Genomic DNA, 19,091 nt, shown 5'->3' with positions numbered 1-19,091 from the left:
CTGCCGCTCCCCCAAGCGAGATCCTCCATTCGGATGCCTCTGCCAGTACGAGCGGTCTCAGACCAGGTCACTAAGTCGCGTCGCGCAGACAGCGGAAACCCCGATGCCTGTAGACCCCAACACTTATCAGGCGATCGCGACAACCACCGATGCCCTGAGGTCTGAAAGTGCGACGAGCGATCACTCAGCGGGAAAGCTGGTGGCGCTGCCGGCCGACACTCGCATGAGAGTCTCCGACGAGTTCATGAACCCCGTCATGGGCGACGCGCTCATCTTCATCGACGGCCGTACCCACTTTCAGCCCCACAGACCTCAGCGGGGCACAGTTCTCCCGTCCGTTCCATGGTGATCCGAACGCATCATCACTATATGGCTCGTCGCCTCCTCAATCGCTCCGCTACCGGTCCGAAGGGTGGGCGATCGCGGACGCTGCGGCAACGAGCTGCGCATTGGACGCCGCCGGTGAACCGTCCTCGAGTACGAGGGTGTCCTCAAGTCCAGTCCTGATGCTGTGCCCATTGCTGACCGCGCGTCGCATGATCGTCCACGACGCGAGTCCGACACCGTGATGCAGCTCGGGCAGGCTCACTTCCGCCGCTCGGAGTTCGGATTCCATCTGTTCCGCGAGGGCCACCGCGTCTTCCGCGACGGGTTCTAGCGGTTCGACCACCAGCCGAGCGAAGCGCGACCAGGACCCGCGGCGCAGAAACGTGCGGACATCGTCGACGCTCAGGACACACGCCTCGATCCCGACGCCTCGCCCCGAGAGCAACGCGCTCACATCGTCGATACCCTCCTCCCCTTGATTCGCAGCGATGAGATCTGGCAGCACCGTCCATCCATCGATGAGGCGAAGACGATGAACGGGGTCGGAAACAATGGAGGCGAAGGTCGTCACGTTGATCGCGACGCCCGGACACGCAGCGCGGACCGCAGTGAGCATCCGGCCCACCGGCTCAGCTTCGAGAGTCTCCTGACCATCATCGTCGAACGCATGCAGGTGCAGGAGAGTCGCCCCAGCCTCGACACAGGCCGCCGCGTCTGCGGCAATTTCCAATGCGGTCTGTGGCATCGCAGGATGGTCGACATCGCCATTGGCCGCTAGTTGCAGATCAGTCACGGCACTGACGTTACGCCGCTCTCGTCGCCTGAACGGTGACCGAAGCTCCGGCTCGAATACGAACTTGGTCTCATGCGGACCAGGCGCATTGGACACGTTCAAGTGGTCTGTGCTCCGGTACCGAAGAGGAGACGTCCGGCGATCAGCCGTAGGCGGCGGTCCTACACAGGTGGTGATGCTGCCGCCGACAAGACGCCGACGACGTGAGCGGGGCCTACTTGCTGCGTGGAGCCGGGGGGTGCGGTGTGGCCATGCGATTGGTAATGAGGACGTCGATGACGACGAACGCGAGGAGGGAAACGCCGAGCGCGGGCAGGAACGCGCCAATGACGATCGCGCCGACCGCGACGAGCCCGGACCCCCACCACGGCGCGCGCGTCAGCGCGCCTGCGGCCGGTGACTTCCCGAAGCGCTTGCCGGTCGGGCGGCGCTTCCACCACATGGCATAGCCGAAGACGACCATTGCGGCGATCCCGAGCGCGGTGATGAAGAGCAGGATCTGGTTCGGTAGCCCCCACATCGTTCCCATGTGGGTGTCAATGCCCCATTGGGCGAGCTTGGCGGGGATCGAGAAGGTGTCGAAGTTCGTCTCGGACAGCACGCTCATGTCACGTGGGTCGATCGCGACGGAGTTCACTGCCGTCGGGTAGGACCGCTTGATCTCCGCGACCGTCCAGGCCTGATCCGCGGCCGCCGGTGGGCTGATCTGCAGCTCCGACGAGTGGATGTTCGCAGCCTTTGCCGCGCCGAGAACTTCGTCAAACAGCGCAGGCGTGATGGTCGCTGGTTCCGCATCGGTCCCTGGTGCGGGGCTCCCGTGGTGGAGAGCATGCTCGCCGCCGTCAGGAGCGGCATCGGGGCCGGTGAGGGTGGTGGCGAGTGCGGGGGTGCCCCAGCTGAGGGCGGAGCGCAGCTGGTCGACGTTGCCGCCGCCGTAATGGGACCAGGTGATTCCGGTCGCGGAAAGGAACAACGCGCCGAGGAGCAGCCACACCCCGGTGGAGGCGTGCCAGGAGAAGATCCGCCGGTAGCCGCGAACGCCACGTGCGGGGCGGACCATGTCGCGCTTGGCACGGGCCTTCCTGATCCGGATCACCCACAGGCCAAGACCGGCGAGTGCGACGACGCCGAGCCAGGACGCAGCGGTTTCACTGTAGAGCCGGCCGATGTCGCCGAGGAACAGGGACCGGTGGAACGTGTCCACCCAGGTGCGGAACGGCAGCGCCCCGGACGTGCCGTAGACGAGTAGGTCGCCGCGGACCTGGGCGGTGCCAGGATCGATGAACACCGCACGGTTCTGCGACTCCATCAGCCCAGCCTCGGAGTACATCACCCGTGTCGTGGAGCCCTGCTCGGGTGCGGGGCGGACGGCGGCGAGGGTGTCTTCGGGGTGGTGCTGGTCCACGTAGGCCTGGGCGGCGTCGATCTGCTCGGCCAACGGCTTCGCGGCCGCGGTGGACGGTGCGGTGAGTTCGTGCCGGTACATGCCCTGCTCGATCGTTGGACCAAGCGCGTACACGGCGCCGGAGAGCGCGGCGATGAGGATGAACGGTCCGATGAAGAGCCCGGCGTAGAAGTGCAGTCGCAGCAGGAACTGTCCGAACCAGCCACGCTGTGTGTTCCGTGGCGGCCGTGCCGTCGCCGGCTCGGCCGCGGGCGCAGTGGTGGGGCGGTTGTCGGTTGCGGTCATGACGGTGGCCCTCAGCTCGTGGGAATGAATGCGAGCGCCATGCCGGCACTCATCAGCAGCAGGAGCACGCCATCCAGGCGCGCCAGGGGGTGTTGCCGGACGTGAGCGGAGGCGATCAGCCGCCCCAGCATCCAGACGGTCGCGGCCGCGAACACGACGACGAGGATCCAGGAGATTGACGTCCACCCGGACCAGGAGGCGTGCATGCTGTGTCCGCTGCCGGTCATGTTCATCCCCGGCATCGACATCGAAGCCCCACCAGCCATCGGCAGCATCATCACGCCCATGACGACCATCGCCGCCATCATCACCACGTGGTAGCCCAGCACCAGCCGGCCGGAGCCGCCAGGTCCGTGGTGCGCGTGGCCGCCGTACCGAGTGCTACCGAGCGTGAGGACGAGGTAGAACAGCGTCGCGACGGCGAACACGATGATCTGCAGCGTCGGCGGCGCGAGGGTCATCCCCCAGGCCCACGGCATCGCCAGCATTGCGACGCTCATCAGCACATGAAAGACATCACTCACCCGAGACACTCCGTCGCTGCCGGGTCGAAACGCGAAGCCGAGGTACCCCGCGGCCGTCACGGTGAACAGCACTGTGAGGAGAACGGACAGCGTCAGGCTGTGTGACACGAAGGGAACCTCTCGTCGAGAACGGGTCGGGCGGCGCCACTCTACAAGTTGTAGAAGCAGGTTTCTACTTGATGTAGAGTCAGCGCATGGTCGACACAGTCGGAGGACGCCGATGAGTCCGCGCCGTGCGCACGGGTCCCTCGAGGCGAACGTGCTGCAACTCCTCTGGGCGCGCGACGCTGCGCAAAACGGGCGACAGATCCGCGACGCCCTCGCCGACAACGGCGACCCGCTGGCCTCCACGACAGTGCTGACCGTCCTCGCCCGGCTCGAGAAAAAGGGCCTCGTCGAGCGGGACCCGGTATCTAGGGCGTACTGCGCCACGAAAGCCGACCCTGCCGAGACAGCCGATTCGATGGCGGAGGTCCTCGGTAGATCCAGCGATCGCAGGGCGGTACTGCAGCGTTTCACCGGCGCGCTCCGCGCGGAGGACCTGCACGTGCTGCGCGCCGCCCTCGACGGCTCCGGGAACAACGAGTCCGGGATCGACCGCACGACGGGAGAATCGGTGGCGTGATCACCGTTCTCGCCCTCGTGGCGCTCGCGGTCGTCGTCACGCTGCTCGCGCCAGTCATCCTCACCCGCGGCACCTGGTGGCTGCACCGCCCACAGCTCGCCCTCCGCTTGTGGCTCAGCGCGCTGACGATCGCTGCGATCTCACTGCTGCTGAGCGTCGGCATCGCTGCAGTCATCGTCGCAACGAACACGCACGCGCACGGGATCGGATCTCCCGCTGCCGGCCTCTTCGCCTGGTGCGGGCTCGGCATCGCAGGCGGTGTCGCCGCGCTCCTCGCCGCAAACGCGGAACCGATCTCGGCCGCGAAGCGACGCACCGACGTCGCGGTGACACTGCTTGTCGCCCGCTCCACCGCCCGGACAGAACACATCGGCGGCCAAGAGGTCGCCTATCTGCAGACAGCGGACCCCATTGCCTGCTCTACCGCCGACGGTCGTGTGCTGATCTCGACCGGCGTCGAAGACGCGATGCCGCCAGCCTGCGTCCGGGCGGTGATCGAGCACGAACGAGCGCACGTGCTCGGACGGCACGATTTCATCGGCCGCGTCGCGGCACTGAACGCTGCTGCATTCCCGCGGCTTCGGACCGCCCGGGAGTTCCGCCGAACGGTCGCACTGCTGATCGAGCTCGTCGCAGACGACGCAGCCGCCCGCGTTTGCGGGCCCGCAACCGTCTGCAATGCATTGACCCTGATGGACCACGTTGACCCGAACCCTGCCCTCGAGCTCCGAGCCGCGCGACTGGCGTCCTCTCCCGTGAAGAGCTGGCCGCACCGACGCCACCTGGCCCCGATCCTGCGGTCCCGCTGACCAAGCCTCTCCGGCATGGCTCGCATCTCCTTCTACGTTTTGTAGAATGCGGGTATGGAGCGATTCGAGTACCACGTCGTCGGGATGACCTGCGAGCACTGCGAACGCCGCGTCACGGGTGAACTCGAAGCGATCGCGGGCGTCGAATCCGTCACCGCGGACGCCGCAACCGGCCTCGTCATCATCACCTCACCGACCCAGCCGGATGCGGCCGCGGTCGCCGAAGCCGTCGACGAGGCAGGCTACGAGCTCGCCAGTGCCTGACACCACCCGGGCCACCCTCGACCGGCCGGCAGTAGTTGTCGCTGCGGAACGTTCGGGCGCAGTGGTGCGCGCGCTTCCGTGGGCGGGCGCTGTCGTCGCAGTCGTCATCGTCGTGGTCGTGGTCGCGGTCGCGGTCGCGGTCGCGGTCGCGGTCGAGATGCTAGGCGCTTCCTCGTACGACCGGCTGAGCCGCGGCTACCCGGGCATGCTCACCTCGATGCTGAGCGCCCTGCTCCGACTCACCGCCGACATCACCGGCGGCCTCACCGTCGGTGGCCTTGCCGCCGCCGCATTCCTGACGCCGCGCCGCTCCCGCACACTCATCGACAACCGCCGCGACCTCAGCATCGTCCGCCCCGCCGCCACCGCTTGGCTGATCGCCGCGGTACTGCTCATCCCGGTTGACGCTGCCGACGCCAATGGACAGCCGTTGACGAAGCTCCTCACCCCGGGCGCGATCGGCTACCTGGTGCAGGCCAGCTACCTTCCCGGTGCGTGGATCGTCGTCTCCTGTGTCGCGGTGACGATCCTCGTCGCCGCCTACCTCGTGCGCAGCTGGGTCAGCACGCTGCTCCTCGCTGGCATCGGCGTCATCGGGCTACTCGCACCGGTTCTGGTGACGCAGGTCCTCGTCGGCCCGAACCACGACTTCGGCGGCGACGCCGCCATATTCGCCACCCCCGCCCTCGGCATCTGGATCGGCGCCACCGCAGCCCTCGCCCGACGGTGGCGGGCAAGCCGGCCCGGCATCACCACCATCCGCCGGCACCGCGTTCTCGCGCTCGCTGCCTGGATCACATGGACCCTTGGGTCGGTCATCATCGCCGCCGTTGAACTCGCCGGCACGACGCTGTGGGCAGCGCCGACGGGGATCCTGTTCGCCGTTCAGATCCTCCTCGTCGCCGCAGTCGCTGGACCGATCCTGCTCCGCCGGCCTTGGTTCGCCACCCGCACTGCACCGTCTGTGCTCCTGTCAGTGCTCCTGATCGCGGCAGGGATCGGTGTTGTGATGGCCCGAATCCCGCCGCCGGTGTACTTCGTCCCCACCGACGGGCAGCAGCTCTTCCTCGGCTACCAGGTCAACACCCCACTCACCCCGATCACCCTCTGGACCGCGGGCCGGGTGAACATCCTGTTCCTCGTCATCGCGATCGCCGGGATAGCCTCGTACGCGGCTGCCGTCGTCCGGCTCCGGATACGCGGAGACCACTGGTCGAACGGCCGCACCAGCGCGTGGATGCTCGGCTGGGCTTCCGTGATCATCACCACCTCATCCGGGGTCGGCCCGTACTCGTCGGCGTCGTTCGCTGTCCACATGGGCCTGCACATGAGCCTGAACATGCTGTGCCCGCTGCTGCTCGTGCTCGGTGGTCCCCTCACCCTGTTCCTCCGCGCCACCACCGCGCACCGCCGCGACGGGTTCGCTGGCCCCCATGAGTGGCTTGCCGCGCTGACCCACTCGAAGCTGTTGCGCGTCACCTATAACCCGATGTACGTCCTCGCCGTGTTCGTGGGTTCGTACTACGCGATCTACCTCACTCCGTTCTTCGACTGGGCGATGCGGTACCACTGGGCGCACCAGGCGATGACGCTGCACTACCTCGCCATCGGATACGTCTTCTACGCCCTCATCATCGGCGTCGATGCGCCGCCGCGTCCGTTGCCGCACATCGGCAAGCTCGGGCTGGTGCTCGCAGCGATGCCCTTCCACGCGTTCTTCGGCGTCGTCGTCATGACCAGTACCGACCTGCTTGCGGGCACCTACTTCCAGTACCTCGACATCCCGTGGATCGGCAGCCTCGCACACGACCAGTACGTTGCCGGCGGCGTCGCGTGGGCCGCCGGAGAGCTGCCGTTGATCGTCGTCGTCATCGCCCTCGTCACCCAGTGGGCGAAGCAGGACTCCCGTCAGGCGAAGCGCATCGACCGGCACGCAGACCGGGGCCTCGACGACGACTACGAGCAGTACAACGCCATGCTCGGCAAACTCACCACCCGCGACACCGGTACGGCCATCGCGCAGCCGCGCGAAGTATCCGCGCCGGGCGAGCACCAGACCACCGATCGGGCAGGCGTGGGCGACCGGCCGACCCTGACCGTCACCGATCATCGGAAGCAACTGTGACCACCACCACACCGTCTCGCACGACGCCGCAGCTCGAGCAGCGGCTTGAGCTCGACATCGGCGGGATGACGTGTTCCGCCTGCGCGAACGCCATCGAGCGCAAGCTCGGCAAGCTCGACGGCGTCACCGCGTCGGTGAACTTCGCCACGGAACGCGCCACCGTCGCAGGTCTCGGACCCGATGACGCCGATACCGCCATCGCTCAGGTCGAACGAGCCGGCTACACTGCCGCCGTCCACACTCCAGGCGATGATGCTTGGAGTGCCCGCGCCGCCGAGACCCGCACCACGACCCTCCGCCGCCGCCTCGCCGTCGCGGCACTGCTCACGATCCCGCTGTGCGACATCACCATCATCCTGGCGCTTGTTCCTGCCTGGCGGTTCCCCGGCTGGCAGGCGCTCTGCGTCCTCCTCGCCTTCCCCATCGTCACCTGGGCAGCGTGGCCGTTCCACAAGGCCACGCTCCGCGGGCTGCGACACCGCAGCACCAGCATGGACACCCTCGTCTCCCTCGGCGTCGTCGTGTCCTTCGGATGGGCGCTCTGGACACTTCTCGTCGATCCCGCCACCGCCCCCGGGTACTGGCTCGGCTTCGGAAAGACCCCCGCCGGGGCGGACTCGATCTACCTCGACGTCGCCGCTGGCATGGTCACCTTCCAGCTCGCCGGACGCTACTTCGAAAGCCGCAGCCGGCGCCGCGCCGCCGACGTCCTCGAGGCCATCGGCGACCTCGGCGTCACCGAAGCGCAGATCGTCACCGACGGTACCGAGCGCACTGTTCCGCTCAGTTCCGTCCGCGTCGGAAACGTTGTCGTCGTCCGCCCCGGCGGCCGAATCCCCGTCGACGGCACCGTCACCGACGGCGCCGCCACGCTCGACATGTCCGCGATGACCGGAGAGTCCGTCCCCGTCGAGGCCACCGCTGGAGCCGCCGTCATCGGCGGCACCCTCGTCCAGGGCGGTCGGCTCATCATCCGCGCTGACGCCGTGGGCACGCGCACGCGCTTGGCGCAGATGGCCGCGGTCGCCGACGACGCCCAACGCCGCAAGGCCGCGGTGCAGCGAACCGTCGACCGCGTTACCAGCGTCTTCGTGCCTGTCGTGATCGGCGTCGCGATCCTCGTCGCCGCGGTCTGGCTCATCAGCGGCGCCGCCGCAGGCACCGCGATCGCGAACGGTGTCGCCGTGCTCATCATCGCCTGTCCCTGCGCCCTCGGCTTGGCGACTCCGACAGCGCTCGTGGTCGGCGTCGGTCGCGGCGGTCAGCTCGGTGTCCTCATCAAGGGACCCGACGCACTCGAAGCAAGCGGCCGCATCGACACCGTCGTCCTCGACAAGACCGGCACCCTCACCACTGGGCGGATGACCCTCACCGCCATCGACACCTTCACCACCGACGCCGACACCGCCCTGACACTCGCTGGCGCCCTCGAAGCAGCGTCTGAGCATCCAATCGGCACGGCGATCACCACCGCAGCCCACACCCGGTTCGGCTCGCTGGAACGGGTGTCGGACTTCACCGCACACACCGGTCTCGGCGCCGCCGGCAGGATCGGCCGCCGCCGCTGTGTGATCGGCCGCCGCGAGCTCCTCAAGCAATCAGGCGTTGCCGTTGACGAGCGTGTGGCCGCGGTCATCGAGCAGCGCGAAGCGTTCGGTGCGACCGTGGTGCTGCTCGCCATTGACGGGGAAGTCGGCGCAGTGCTCACCGTCCAGGACACGCTGCGTCCCGGCGCGATCGAAGCAGTCGCGCAGCTGCGCGCCCTCGGTCTCCGCACCGTCCTGCTCTCCGGGGACTCAGAGTCCGCGGCCACTGCAATCGGTACGGAAGTCGGCGTCGACGAGGTCATCGCCCGCGTCCTGCCCGACGAGAAGGCCGAAAGGATCGCCCAGCTCCAAGCAGCCGGACACCACGTCGCGATGGTCGGCGACGGTGTCAACGACTCCGCCGCACTGGCGACCGCCACCCTCGGCGTCGCCGTCGTGCAGGGCACCGACATCGCCATGAAAGCCGCCGACGTCATCATCGTCCGCGAGGACCTTCGCGCCGTCGTCGACGCAGTCCAGCTCTCCCGTGCGACCCTGCGTACTATCCGGATGAACCTCGTGTGGGCGTTCGGCTACAACATCGCCGCCATCCCACTCGCCGCGGCTGGCCTTCTCAACCCCCTCATCGCCGCCGCCGCGATGGCGCTGTCCTCAACGCTGGTCGTCTCGAACAGTCTCCGACTCCGCTCCTACGGAGGGCATTAGGAGCTGGTGGGTGTGCCGACAAACCAGGAAGCACCCGCTGAGGCGAAGGAAGCCGCGATGATGCCGCCGCTCTTCGGTGCCCCTTCGCGAGCACGTCGACCACGGCGTGGACTTTGATACGTCTGGCAGGTGGCCGTGCCCGCAGGGGCCCATCGACGCTCTCCTCGAGAAGGCAGAGGAGCTGGCTGGAGACCGCAATGGGCCCCATCGGACTCTTGTCCGCATGAAGGCCGGCGGTGACCACGGCCAGCCCGGGAAGCGGCACTGCTCAAAATCGACCTCTCGTCGCTGACTTACATTCCCTGACAGATAAGTGGGCTCGATGCCTGTGGGGGACTTTGACGTCGCCCCTCGCCGTTGGCCCCTGATCAGCAGGCGGGCGGCTGCAGTTCAGAACCTGTCACCATCCGGACTCCTGGGTCTGGAGGGAGGGCTGCGTCGAAAGTTTCGGATCCTCCGGTCGGTGACGGCGACCAGCGGGCCGACGAGGCAGACAACCGCGCAGCTGATGAGCACCGGTGTTCGTCCCACTGCTTCGGCAGCTGGACCGATCAGCGCGATCCCGACCGGGGCCAGACCGTACGAGACCAAGAAGTCGAGGGAGGACACACGTGCTCGAAGTGGTGGCGGGACCTCTCGTTGGATCGCCGTGTACCAGGGGACGTTGAACAGTTCGACGCCGATGCCGGCCAGCACGTAGGCGGCGAGTACTGGGAAACGCTCAGTCGACACCGCAAGTGCCAGCGGCACACCGGCGTATAGCGCCAGACCGAGCATGGCGATCAAGCCGGGATGGCGAGGGTGCCACTTGGCCAGGAGCAGTGCTCCGAGGAGGGCACCGACAGTGAACGATGTGAGCGCAGTCGCAAGCATTCCGGTACCGCCGAATCGGTCTCGGCTGATCAGCGGCAGCAGTACGGACGTTGCGGCATAGCCGGTGGCGAGCTGCGTGGCCAGCACCGCAAGGACCGGGAAGAACCAGCGGTGCCGCCGTGCCTCTCGCACTCCGAGGATGAAGTCCGAGAACATTCGGGTCCGTCGCACGGTGGCCTCCGGTCGGTCGGTCAGGGCAGGGGGCGTCATGGCGGGGGCAGCGAGAGCAATGAGCCAGAGGGCAGAGCTCGCGGCGAGTACTGGTCGAGCACCGATCCAAGCCGTCAAGCCTGCGGCGATAGCGGGTGCCAGAACGGCGCTTCCGCGTGCGCCGAGCGTCGAGAGCGCATTTGCTGCCTGGTGCTGACCCTCCGCGACGACGTCGGCGAGTGCAGCTTGGTACGTCGGCCGGTATGAGCCCTGCCCGGCGCCAGCTAAGAGTGCAGCAGCAAGCACGAGCGAGCTGGCGCCGTCGACGGTCACAGCAAGAACGAACGTGCCCGTCGCCGCGGCCATCGAAGCCGCCTGGATCATTCGTCGTCGTGGTAGGCGGTCGGCGAGCACGCCCGCGACTGGCGTCAGGGCGACGTATCCCACGGTGCGCGCCGCGATGGCCAAGCCGAGCAACGTCACAGATCCACCGCGACCAAGTACAGCAAGCGCAAGAAGCACCGGGAGCGCAGCCGTCGCGGTACCGGCCGCCGTGTTGCCCAGCCACAACCGCACGAAGACAGGGTCTCGGAAGGGAGTCATGTAACTGAAGTTATACCGATAGACAGTTACGAAGCTATGGGACACTATCGATGTGGATGAACCTGGTCACTTCGGCGGTTTGGTCGCCGCGGCCATCGACCTCGCCAACGCCGCTGGTCCCGAATCGGCTTGGGGCCGCCCCCACCGCGCGCCGACGGGCAAGCCAGCGCAGAAAGCAGTCGGGAACGCCCTGGCCCTTATCCCCGCCAGCCAGCACGCTCTGGCGCCCGCCGACGTCGAGCAACTGCTCAGTACGGGCCAGCACCTCTGGCGTGCCATGTTCATCGCGGCCGCAGGCGACCTTCCCGCGGCGGCTGGACTTGTCAACGAGATGCTCTCGAGAGTCTCGACCCAGCCTCACTTGACCCAGCATGGAACGCAGCCCTGGCATCTCCACTTCGCCCCTCCAGGGAGCGGTCCAGGGCGGGAATGGTCGGCTGAACTCGTCGTCGCGGTGGCAAGCCTGTTCGGAACAAGGATGACCGACCGGCTTCGGAGCTGCGCGGCACACCAGTGCGATCGCGTCCTGGTGGACGAAACACGCAACCACACTCAACGCTATTGCTCCGTCAGCTGCCAGAACCGAACCAAGGTCGCAGCATTCCGAGCTCGCACCGGGCACGCCGCAAGCAACGAGTGAACTCGGTTCAAAGGGCTTGACAGACAGCTCGGAGAAAATCGGCGACCCGCGCGAACGCGATCTGGCGAACGCCGTTCAACCGGGACCGCAGGGCGCCGAAGGTGGGACTGTTCGAGCAGATGACGAGCGGGAGCGGCCCGGACGGCATCACCCTCAACTCAGAGGCAGCCTCGTCCAGCGCACGACGTCTGCGTCTGCGTCTGGATCTTCGACAAGCTCGGCGATCTCGTCCTCAAAATCACCACACCACACGCGTCGCCTACCGGCCGGACCCCGGAACGCTCTACTTCGCCGAGTCGCACAGCGATACGGTAAACACCACACCCATCCGAGTTGCCGGCAGCTTCATCTGACGCGCTCTGTCAGCGCCTGCTGGCGCGGTCCGAGGACGGCGGATACCAGAGATGCAGCGGACGGGAGGAAAAGGTCCGGCCCGACCAGCGCCTCCCGTCCGTCGGTCGCCCGGCACGCCTGTTGGCGGCGTCAGACATCGTCAAGACCCAGCGGGTGCTACGTCACGTCCGGAACAGCATGATCCGCCACAACTGACAAGACCTAGCGAAGGCCGCACGGTTCCCGCGCGGCCTTCGTGTTGACCTCGCGCACTCACGCGGTGGTGAGCTCCACTTCGGGCTCCGCAGCGACGCTGACGGTGACCGAGCGCAAGTTCGAACCGGCGATGTACTCGGCCAGTCGGACGACCTGAGCGCTGTAGCCGAACTCGTTGTCGTACCAGACGTACACGACGGCGGAGCGACCGCCGGGGGCTATCGTCGCCAGCCCGTCGACGACGCCGGCGTGCCGCGAGCCCAGCATGTCGGTAGACACGGCTTCCGGCGACTCGACGTAGTCGATCTGACGGCGCAGCGGAGACGCGAGTGAGGCCATGCGAAGGTGGTGGTTGAGTGCCGTGCGCGTGACGTCCCGATCGAACTGCAGGTTCAGCACCGCGAGGGAGACATCGGGCGTCGGCACGCGGATGGCATTGCCGGTCAGTTTGCCGGCGAGTTCTGGGAGTGCCTTCGCGACCGCGCTCGCGGCACCGGTCGCGGTGAGCACCATGTTCAGCGTCGCCGCTCGACCACGGCGGTCGCCCTTGTGGAAGTTGTCTGTGAGGTTCTGGTCGTTGGTGAACGAGTGCACCGTCTCGACGTGACCCGACACGACCCCGTACTCGTCGTGGAGCACCTTGAGGACCGGGGTGATGGCGTTCGTCGTGCACGAGGCAGCCGTGACGATCCGGTCGTCGTCGGTGATGACGTGGTGATTGATACCGAAGACGACGTTCTGCAGGTCTCCCTTGCCGGGCGCGGTGAGGATCACACGATCGACGCCCTGCGCGCGGAGGTGCTGTTCGAGGCCGTCCCGGTCTCGCCACTTCCCCGTGTTGTCGATGACGATCGCACGGTCGATGCCGAACACCGTGTAGTCGATCTCCGCCGGGTCGCTGGCGTAGATCACCTGGATGACGGTGCCGTTGGCGGTGATCGTCTGCGCGTCCTCGTCGATCGAGATCGTGCCATCGAAGGCGCCGTGCACGGAGTCACGACGGAGCAGGCTGGCGCGCTTGCGGAGATCACCGGCCGAGCCGGGGCGCAGCACGATCGCACGTAAGCGGGAGCCACGGGCGCCGGAGTCGTGCTCGATGAGCAGCCTCGCGACGAGCCGACCGATGCGACCGAAGCCGTAGAGGACGATGTCGCGGGCGCCCCCCTCGGCGTGTGCGGCCAGCAGGTCGGTGTCGTCGCGGAGGAACTCGGCGGCGGTCTTCTTGCCGCCGCCGGCGCGGTGCCGGTAGTAGTCGTAAGCAAGCTGGCCGACGTCCACCGACACCTGGCGGGGCTTCAGCTGTGCGACGGCGGCGATGATCGGCATCGACTCCGCCAGCGCCAGCACACGCTCGTCGGTGTGACGGGCGAAGCGGTGCGCCTTGAGGATGTCGATCGCGGACTTGTGCACGAGCGACCGGCCGTGAACGTTCAGCACCACGCCCTGGTCGCGGTGTAGCGCGCCGATCGTCGGGATTAGGCCTTCAGCAAGGGCTTCCGCGCGTCGCCAATGGCGGGTGTGCAGACCTGGGTCCTGGGTGCTCACTGTGTTCTCCTTTGAACGTCTGTTGCCGCGACAGGTCGGGTCAGGGCAGCGCGGCGCCGGTCTCCGCCGCGAGCTTCTCGAGGTCTTCCCACGTGTTCTCCGGGAGCTCGACACCGCCGGCGGCGATGTTCGCGGCCGCAGTGCGATCCTCGATCTCGCCGGGATAGAAAATCTCGTCGTACCCGACTGCGAGCGGCGTCGATTTGACCTCGTCGATCATCTGCCCAACGCGCTCCGCGAAGCCATCGGCGTCGCCGAGCGCGTTCACGTCGATGGCGAGGAACAGGTGGCCGGCACCACTGCGAGCGGTCGGTTCATACGGCCCGTGGACGCTCTTCCCGACCGCCGATCCAGTGAGCGCCCCGGACAAGACGTCCATCATGAAGCTGATCGCATACCCTTTGTGTCCGGCCATCGGCAGGATCACACCGTGGACGGCCTCGGCGGCGTCCGTCGTGGAGTGGCCGTCCTCGGTCAGCGCCCAGTTCTCGGGGATCGGCTGCTCCTTCTGCCGGGCGAGGTAGATCTTCCCGCGGGCGACCGCGGTGTTCGCGATGTCCAACGCGACGACCTTGTCCTCCCATGGGGCGGCGATCGACCACGGGTTCGTGCCCACGGCCTTCTCGCGGCCACCCCACGGCGCCATCGCCGGGGAAGCATTCGTGGTGAGGATCGAGACGCATCCGTCCGCTGCGGCGCGGCGGGTGTAGTACATCGCGGTACCGAAGTGGTTCGAGTTCCGCACCCCGACCGCGCCGATCCCGTGCTCACGAGCGCGCTGCACGGCTTCGACCCGAGCATGCTCCGTGAGCACCTGGCCGATGCCGTCGTGCCCGTCGAGGAGGAGCAAGGAGCCCGTGTCGATCAGCGTCTCCGGTCGGGCGTCGGCACGCATCGCGCCGGAGCGGATCCGCGCCACGTACCACGGCAGGCGCAGCAGCCCGTGCGACTGGTGCCCCCACAGGTCGGCCTGGAGCAAGCTGTTCGCGATGAGCGCCGCGTCGGCCGCTGCGACGTCGGAGCGGCGAAGGACGTCAGCCGCGAACGCCTCGAGTACGTCTGCGCTGACACGATTCCGGGTGATGGTTGGTCCAACCATGGGTGTAAGCCTTTCGATCACGAGCGACGTCGCTCGGTCCTGTACACCTTAGGGTATACCCGTTCGGACTAAGGAGGAAGTATGTACAGCGTTTGGGTCACCGTCGAGGTCGTTCCGGGGCGAGAGAACGCGTTCTTGGAGGCGATCAAGGCGAACGCCGCCGCGACCGTTGCTGACGAACCCGGGTGCTCGTCGTTCGACGTCGTCGAGCTGGAGCCTGGTCGTCGCTACGGCTTTTACGAGGTGTACGACGACGAGGAGGCGTTCACGGTCGCGCATCGGTCGGCGCCGCACTACGCCGCGTGGCGACGCGCGGTCGACGAGACAATCGCCCCCGGCACGCAGATCGTCACGCGTGGCCCACGGATCGTCGCGGAGCGGTAGCGCCGACGCCGGCGCCACCGAAGACTGGCCGATCGGCTGGTTGCTCAGGTCAGAGGTCGACGATCGCTTGGTCCATCCGAGAGGATGCCAGGAGCGCGTTGAAGATGGCTTGGTCGACGTGGAAGAGGTGGTGGGTGCATGCGGCGGCCGCCCGTTCGGCGTCGCCCGACTCAATCGCCCTGCACATCTCGATGTGTTCCCGGATCGACTCCGACAGCCGGCCGATGTCCTGATGCGCGATGTGCCGCAGGCGTGCGGTGTGCGGGCGAAGTTCGTGGATCGCCTGCGAGAGGTACTCGTTCGGCGTCAGCTCCACCACGTTGTCGTCGAACCGTGCCGTCAGTTCCGAGAACCGGTCCGCGAAGGCCTCGGAGTACTCCTGGATGCTGAGGTCCTCGAAGTCCGCGGCGATGCCGGCGAAGAGATGTCCGATGCGGGGCTCGCGTGTTGCACGCCCTACGACCTCGCGCATCGCCGCCGGTTCGAGGATCCGCCGGAAGTCGAACAGCGCCCGTGCGCCCGCCAGCGAGAGCCTGGTCACCATCGGGGCGCGACGTGGCTGGATCTCGACGAGGCCGTCCGCGGCGAGGCGTCGGAGTGCCTCCCGTACCGGCGTCCGCGACATGCCCGTGTGTTCCACGAGCATCACCTCGGGCAGGATCTGCCCGGGTCGGAAGGTGCCGTTCTGGATGTCGTGCTTGAGCTGCTCGTAGACCCGCTCGGTCTTGCCCATCCGGACGCCGTTCAACTCGACGGCTTGCGATGCCGGAACCATCTGCATGTCGCTCATACCAACAGTCTACGTTTGCGGCCAGGTATACCTGTGTGCATACTGTTCACACGTCGCGCATGGCGGCGTTCTGGTTCGTCCTGAGCAAGGGAGCAACGATGCTCGTGATACTCGGCTTCTGCATGATCGCCGTCTTCATGGTCCTGGTGATGGCCAAACGGATGACGCCAATCGCGGCGCTCATCATCGTTCCGATCATCTTCGGACTCTTCGCCGGCCACGGCCTCGACATGGGTGACATGGTCATCGAGTCGCTGCTGAAGCTGGCGCCGACCGCCGGTCTGCTGTTCTTCGCCATCATCTTCTTCGGCACCATGATCGATGTTGGGCTGTTCGACCCGCTGATCCGTCTCATCCTCCGGTTCGTCAAGGACGACCCGGTGCGCCTGGTCGTCGGGACGGCGCTGCTGACCACGATCGTGTCGCTGGACGGTGACGGTTCGACGACGTTCATCATCGTCACCTCCGCGCTGCTGCCGATCTACATGCGACTTGGGATGAACCCGGTCACCCTGACGGTGGTCGCGGCGATGTCGAACGGTGTCCTCAACACCGTCCCATGGGGCGGATCGACCGCCCGCGCGTCGGCGGCGCTGAACGTCTCGCCGATCGACATCTTCGTGCCGATGGTGCCGGCCATCGCGGCTGGTCTAGTGACGGTCCTCGTGCTCGGCTACTTCATGGGCATCCAGGAGCGGAACCGTCTCGGCAAGCTGGAACTGCAGGCCTCTCCCGGCTTCCTCCGGAAGGCGCGCGTCGGTGAGCCGGAGATCATCGGCGCCGACAACGGTCGCAGTTTCACCCGTGCCGTCTACTCGGAGCGCACCGCCACCGGGTCTATCGGCACCCCGCGGACCGGGTCCTCGGTGGTCATCAGCAACAACTTCGCCGCTGAGCTCGACGGCGTCAAGGGCATCCTCGACCGCCCGAACGCTCGGCCGAAGCTGATCTGGTTCAACCTGATCCTGACGCTCGCCGTCATGGTTACCCTCGTGGTCGACGTCACCGAGCCGGTCGTGATCTTCATGATCGCCGCGTCGGTAGCGCTGGTGATCAACTTCCCGCGCATCAAGCAACAGTCCGAGCAGCTCAAAGCACACGCCGACAGCGTCATCAGCGTCGTCGGCATGGTCTTCGCCGCATCCGTGCTCACCGGCGTCCTTGACGGTACCGGCATGGTCGACGCGATGGCGAAGTGGCTCGTAGGCATCGTGCCCGACCAGATGGGGCCGTTCATGGCACTCATCGCCGGCGCGCTCTCCGTCCCGCTGACCTTCATCATGACGAACGACGCGTTCTACTTCGGCGTCCTGCCGATCCTCGCCCAGACCGCGGAACACTTCGGGATCGGCGGCGTCGAGATGGCTCGCGCGTCGCTGGTCGGGCAGGCGCTGCACCAGTCCAGCCCGCTCGTCGCCTCGTTCCTGCTGCTCATCGGCCTCGCCAACGTCAACCTCGCCGACCACTTCAAGAAGGTCATCTGGCGCGGCGCCATCGTCGCCGGCGTGATGCTCCTCGTCGGCGGTCTGACCCTCGCCTACCCACTCTTCTGACGGCTGCGTCCGCAGAGAACTAAAAGGAGAACCATGATCACCTCGGTGGATCCCCGCAACGGGGCCCAGCTCGCCACGTACGACAACACTCCGGCGACGGAGGTCGACATCATCCTCGATGACGCGATCACCGCGCAGCGCGCTTGGCGACGAACCCCCATCGGCGAGCGGTCCGCGCTGCTGCATCGTGCGGCGGCAGTGCTCCGTGCGGGCGTGCCGCGCTTCGCCCACACCATCACCGCGGAGATGGGCAAGCCGATCGTCGAGGCGGAGGCGGAGATCGAGAAGTGCGCGCTCACTCTCGACTTCTACGCCGACCACGCGGCGGAGTTCCTCGCCGACACCCCCGTCGCGTCGTCCGCAGCGGACAGTCGCGTGCTCTACGAGCCGCTCGGAGTGGTGCTGGCGATCATGCCGTGGAACTACCCGTTCTGGCAGTTCTTCCGCTTCATCGCTCCCGCACTCGCCGCCGGTAACGGCGCGATCCTCAAGCACGCCAACAACGTCCCCGCCGCAGCGCTCGCGGTCGAGGAGGTCATTCGCGAGGCGGGCGCCCCCGCCGGACTCTTCAAGAGCGTGCTGATCAACTCGTCCGAGGTCGCAGGACTCATCGCTGACGACCGGATCGCGGCGGTCACGCTCACCGGTTCCACCGAGGTCGGGGCGATCGTCGCCAGCCAGGCGGGGACCGCGCTGAAGAAGCAGGTACTCGAGCTGGGCGGCTCGGACCCGTTCATCGTCCTCGCCGACGCGGACGTCCCCGCAGCTGCGAAGGCGGCGGTGAAGGCGCGCTACACCAACAACGGGCAGTCGTGCGTGAACGCGAAGCGGTTCATCGTCGAGGAGTCCATTGCGGACGAGTTCGTTGCGGAGTTCAAGGCGAACGTCGAGGCGCTCAAGCTCGGCGACCCGTTCGAACGCGACACCAACATCGGGCCGATGGCGCGGGGGAACCTCCGTGACGAGTTGCACGACCAGGTCACGCGCACCCTCGACGCAGGCGGAGTCCTCGTCACCGGTGGCGTACCGGTGGAGGGCCCCGGGTTCTACTACCCGGCGACGATCATCGACCACGTCACCCCGAAGCACGCGGCATTCGTGGAGGAGACCTTCGGGCCGGTCGCCGCCGTCATCCGCGCGAAGGACGCGACCGAGGCCGTCGAGCTGGCGAACGACACCGAGTTCGGGCTCGGCGCGGCGGTCTGGTCGGCCGACCTCTCCAAGGCGGAGGACCTGGCTCGGCAGATCGACGCCGGCGCCGTGTTCGTCAACAGCGTCGTCGCGTCGGACCCGCGTCTGCCGTTCGGCGGTATCAAGCGTTCCGGGTACGGCCGTGAACTCGGCGTCAACGGCATCCGCGAGTTCGTCAACGTGAAGACCTTGTCGATCGGCACGACCGCAGCGCCGAAGCCGGTCGCGGCTACGGTCACCGAAGCCACGGAGTGATGGACATGCGAGACACAACGTCGATCAGCTCGTGGGAACCGGTCATCTTC

At 67.1% G+C, this 19,091-nt stretch carries 16 protein-coding genes; 9 read left to right on the top strand and 7 right to left on the bottom strand.

The genetic code is table 11. From position 1 onward, the window contains the following. Positions 1–397: 397 nt before the first annotated feature. The 3 genes from QOL16_RS00900 to QOL16_RS00890 all read right to left on the bottom strand — a co-directional run bounded on the left by QOL16_RS00900 (position 398) and on the right by QOL16_RS00890 (position 3,442). Positions 398–1,120, bottom strand: coding sequence for a 3-keto-5-aminohexanoate cleavage protein (locus tag QOL16_RS00900; protein WP_139266309.1), 723 nt, complete (start codon positions 1,118–1,120; stop codon positions 398–400). 214 nt (positions 1,121–1,334) lie between these two features. Beyond that, a complete protein-coding gene (locus QOL16_RS00895; RefSeq protein WP_071282723.1) occupies positions 1,335–2,810 on the bottom strand; it encodes a PepSY domain-containing protein in 1,476 nt (491 codons plus the stop codon). A gap of 11 nt (positions 2,811–2,821) precedes the next feature. Continuing rightward, the gene (locus tag QOL16_RS00890; RefSeq protein WP_071282721.1) at positions 2,822–3,442 is read right to left on the bottom strand and encodes a DUF5134 domain-containing protein; all 621 of its coding nucleotides are present in this window, start codon (positions 3,440–3,442) and stop codon (positions 2,822–2,824) included. A gap of 112 nt (positions 3,443–3,554) precedes the next feature. On the opposite strand from QOL16_RS00890, the gene QOL16_RS00885 reads away from it, so the two are divergent. Genes QOL16_RS00885 through QOL16_RS00865 form a run of 5 tightly spaced genes read left to right on the top strand, consistent with a single transcriptional unit; the run spans position 3,555 to position 9,409 of the window. Further along, on the top strand, positions 3,555–3,959 hold the full coding sequence (locus QOL16_RS00885; RefSeq protein WP_071246384.1) for a BlaI/MecI/CopY family transcriptional regulator: 405 nt from the start codon (positions 3,555–3,557) through the stop codon (positions 3,957–3,959). Then, positions 3,956–4,768 (top strand): M56 family metallopeptidase, encoded by an 813-nt coding sequence (locus QOL16_RS00880; RefSeq protein WP_071246386.1) that lies wholly within the window; start codon positions 3,956–3,958, stop codon positions 4,766–4,768. The genes QOL16_RS00885 and QOL16_RS00880 overlap by 4 nt, the downstream gene beginning before the upstream one ends. 54 nt (positions 4,769–4,822) lie before the next feature. Further along, complete coding sequence (locus tag QOL16_RS00875) at positions 4,823–5,032, top strand: heavy-metal-associated domain-containing protein (protein ID WP_071282719.1); 210 nt, start codon at positions 4,823–4,825, stop codon at positions 5,030–5,032. Continuing rightward, on the top strand, positions 5,025–7,157 hold the full coding sequence (locus QOL16_RS00870; protein ID WP_139266308.1) for a cytochrome c oxidase assembly protein: 2,133 nt from the start codon (positions 5,025–5,027) through the stop codon (positions 7,155–7,157). The genes QOL16_RS00875 and QOL16_RS00870 overlap by 8 nt, the downstream gene beginning before the upstream one ends. After that, entirely contained in the window at positions 7,154–9,409 is a 2,256-nt protein-coding gene (locus tag QOL16_RS00865) for a cation-translocating P-type ATPase (RefSeq protein WP_083394914.1), read from the top strand. The genes QOL16_RS00870 and QOL16_RS00865 overlap by 4 nt, the downstream gene beginning before the upstream one ends. A 390-nt stretch (positions 9,410–9,799) precedes the next feature. On the opposite strand, the gene QOL16_RS00860 is transcribed toward QOL16_RS00865, so the two are convergent. Next, positions 9,800–11,035 carry an MFS transporter gene (locus tag QOL16_RS00860; RefSeq protein WP_071283179.1) on the bottom strand — a complete coding sequence of 412 codons (1,236 nt, stop codon included), beginning with the start codon at positions 11,033–11,035 and terminating at the stop codon, positions 9,800–9,802. 52 nt (positions 11,036–11,087) lie between these two features. On the opposite strand from QOL16_RS00860, the gene QOL16_RS17230 reads away from it, so the two are divergent. Further along, positions 11,088–11,675 (top strand): CGNR zinc finger domain-containing protein, encoded by a 588-nt coding sequence (locus QOL16_RS17230; RefSeq protein ID WP_083394913.1) that lies wholly within the window; start codon positions 11,088–11,090, stop codon positions 11,673–11,675. A 606-nt stretch (positions 11,676–12,281) separates the two neighbouring features. Here QOL16_RS17230 and QOL16_RS00850 read toward each other — a convergent pair. Continuing rightward, on the bottom strand, positions 12,282–13,769 hold the full coding sequence (locus tag QOL16_RS00850; RefSeq protein WP_083394912.1) for a glyceraldehyde-3-phosphate dehydrogenase: 1,488 nt from the start codon (positions 13,767–13,769) through the stop codon (positions 12,282–12,284). Positions 13,770–13,809: 40 nt separating this feature from the next. Further along, complete coding sequence (locus QOL16_RS00845) at positions 13,810–14,868, bottom strand: Ldh family oxidoreductase (protein WP_083393906.1); 1,059 nt, start codon at positions 14,866–14,868, stop codon at positions 13,810–13,812. Between the two features lie 81 nt (positions 14,869–14,949). Between QOL16_RS00845 and QOL16_RS00840 the strand changes: the two genes are divergently transcribed. Further along, the gene (locus tag QOL16_RS00840) at positions 14,950–15,252 is read left to right on the top strand and encodes a putative quinol monooxygenase (protein WP_071246394.1); all 303 of its coding nucleotides are present in this window, start codon (positions 14,950–14,952) and stop codon (positions 15,250–15,252) included. Positions 15,253–15,301: 49 nt separating this feature from the next. On the opposite strand, the gene QOL16_RS00835 is transcribed toward QOL16_RS00840, so the two are convergent. Further along, positions 15,302–16,042, bottom strand: coding sequence for a GntR family transcriptional regulator (locus QOL16_RS00835; protein ID WP_217637609.1), 741 nt, complete (start codon positions 16,040–16,042; stop codon positions 15,302–15,304). Between the two features lie 59 nt (positions 16,043–16,101). Between QOL16_RS00835 and QOL16_RS00830 the strand changes: the two genes are divergently transcribed. Further along, on the top strand, positions 16,102–17,595 hold the full coding sequence (locus QOL16_RS00830) for a CitMHS family transporter (protein WP_254780171.1): 1,494 nt from the start codon (positions 16,102–16,104) through the stop codon (positions 17,593–17,595). 33 nt (positions 17,596–17,628) lie between these two features. Continuing rightward, positions 17,629–19,041, top strand: coding sequence for an NAD-dependent succinate-semialdehyde dehydrogenase (locus QOL16_RS00825; RefSeq protein ID WP_071282715.1), 1,413 nt, complete (start codon positions 17,629–17,631; stop codon positions 19,039–19,041). Positions 19,042–19,091: the final 50 nt, after the last annotated feature.

Source organism: Curtobacterium sp. MCBA15_004, assembly GCF_001865055.2.
Classification (GTDB): domain Bacteria; phylum Actinomycetota; class Actinomycetes; order Actinomycetales; family Microbacteriaceae; genus Curtobacterium.
This window is presented reverse-complemented; position numbering and strand designations above follow the sequence as displayed.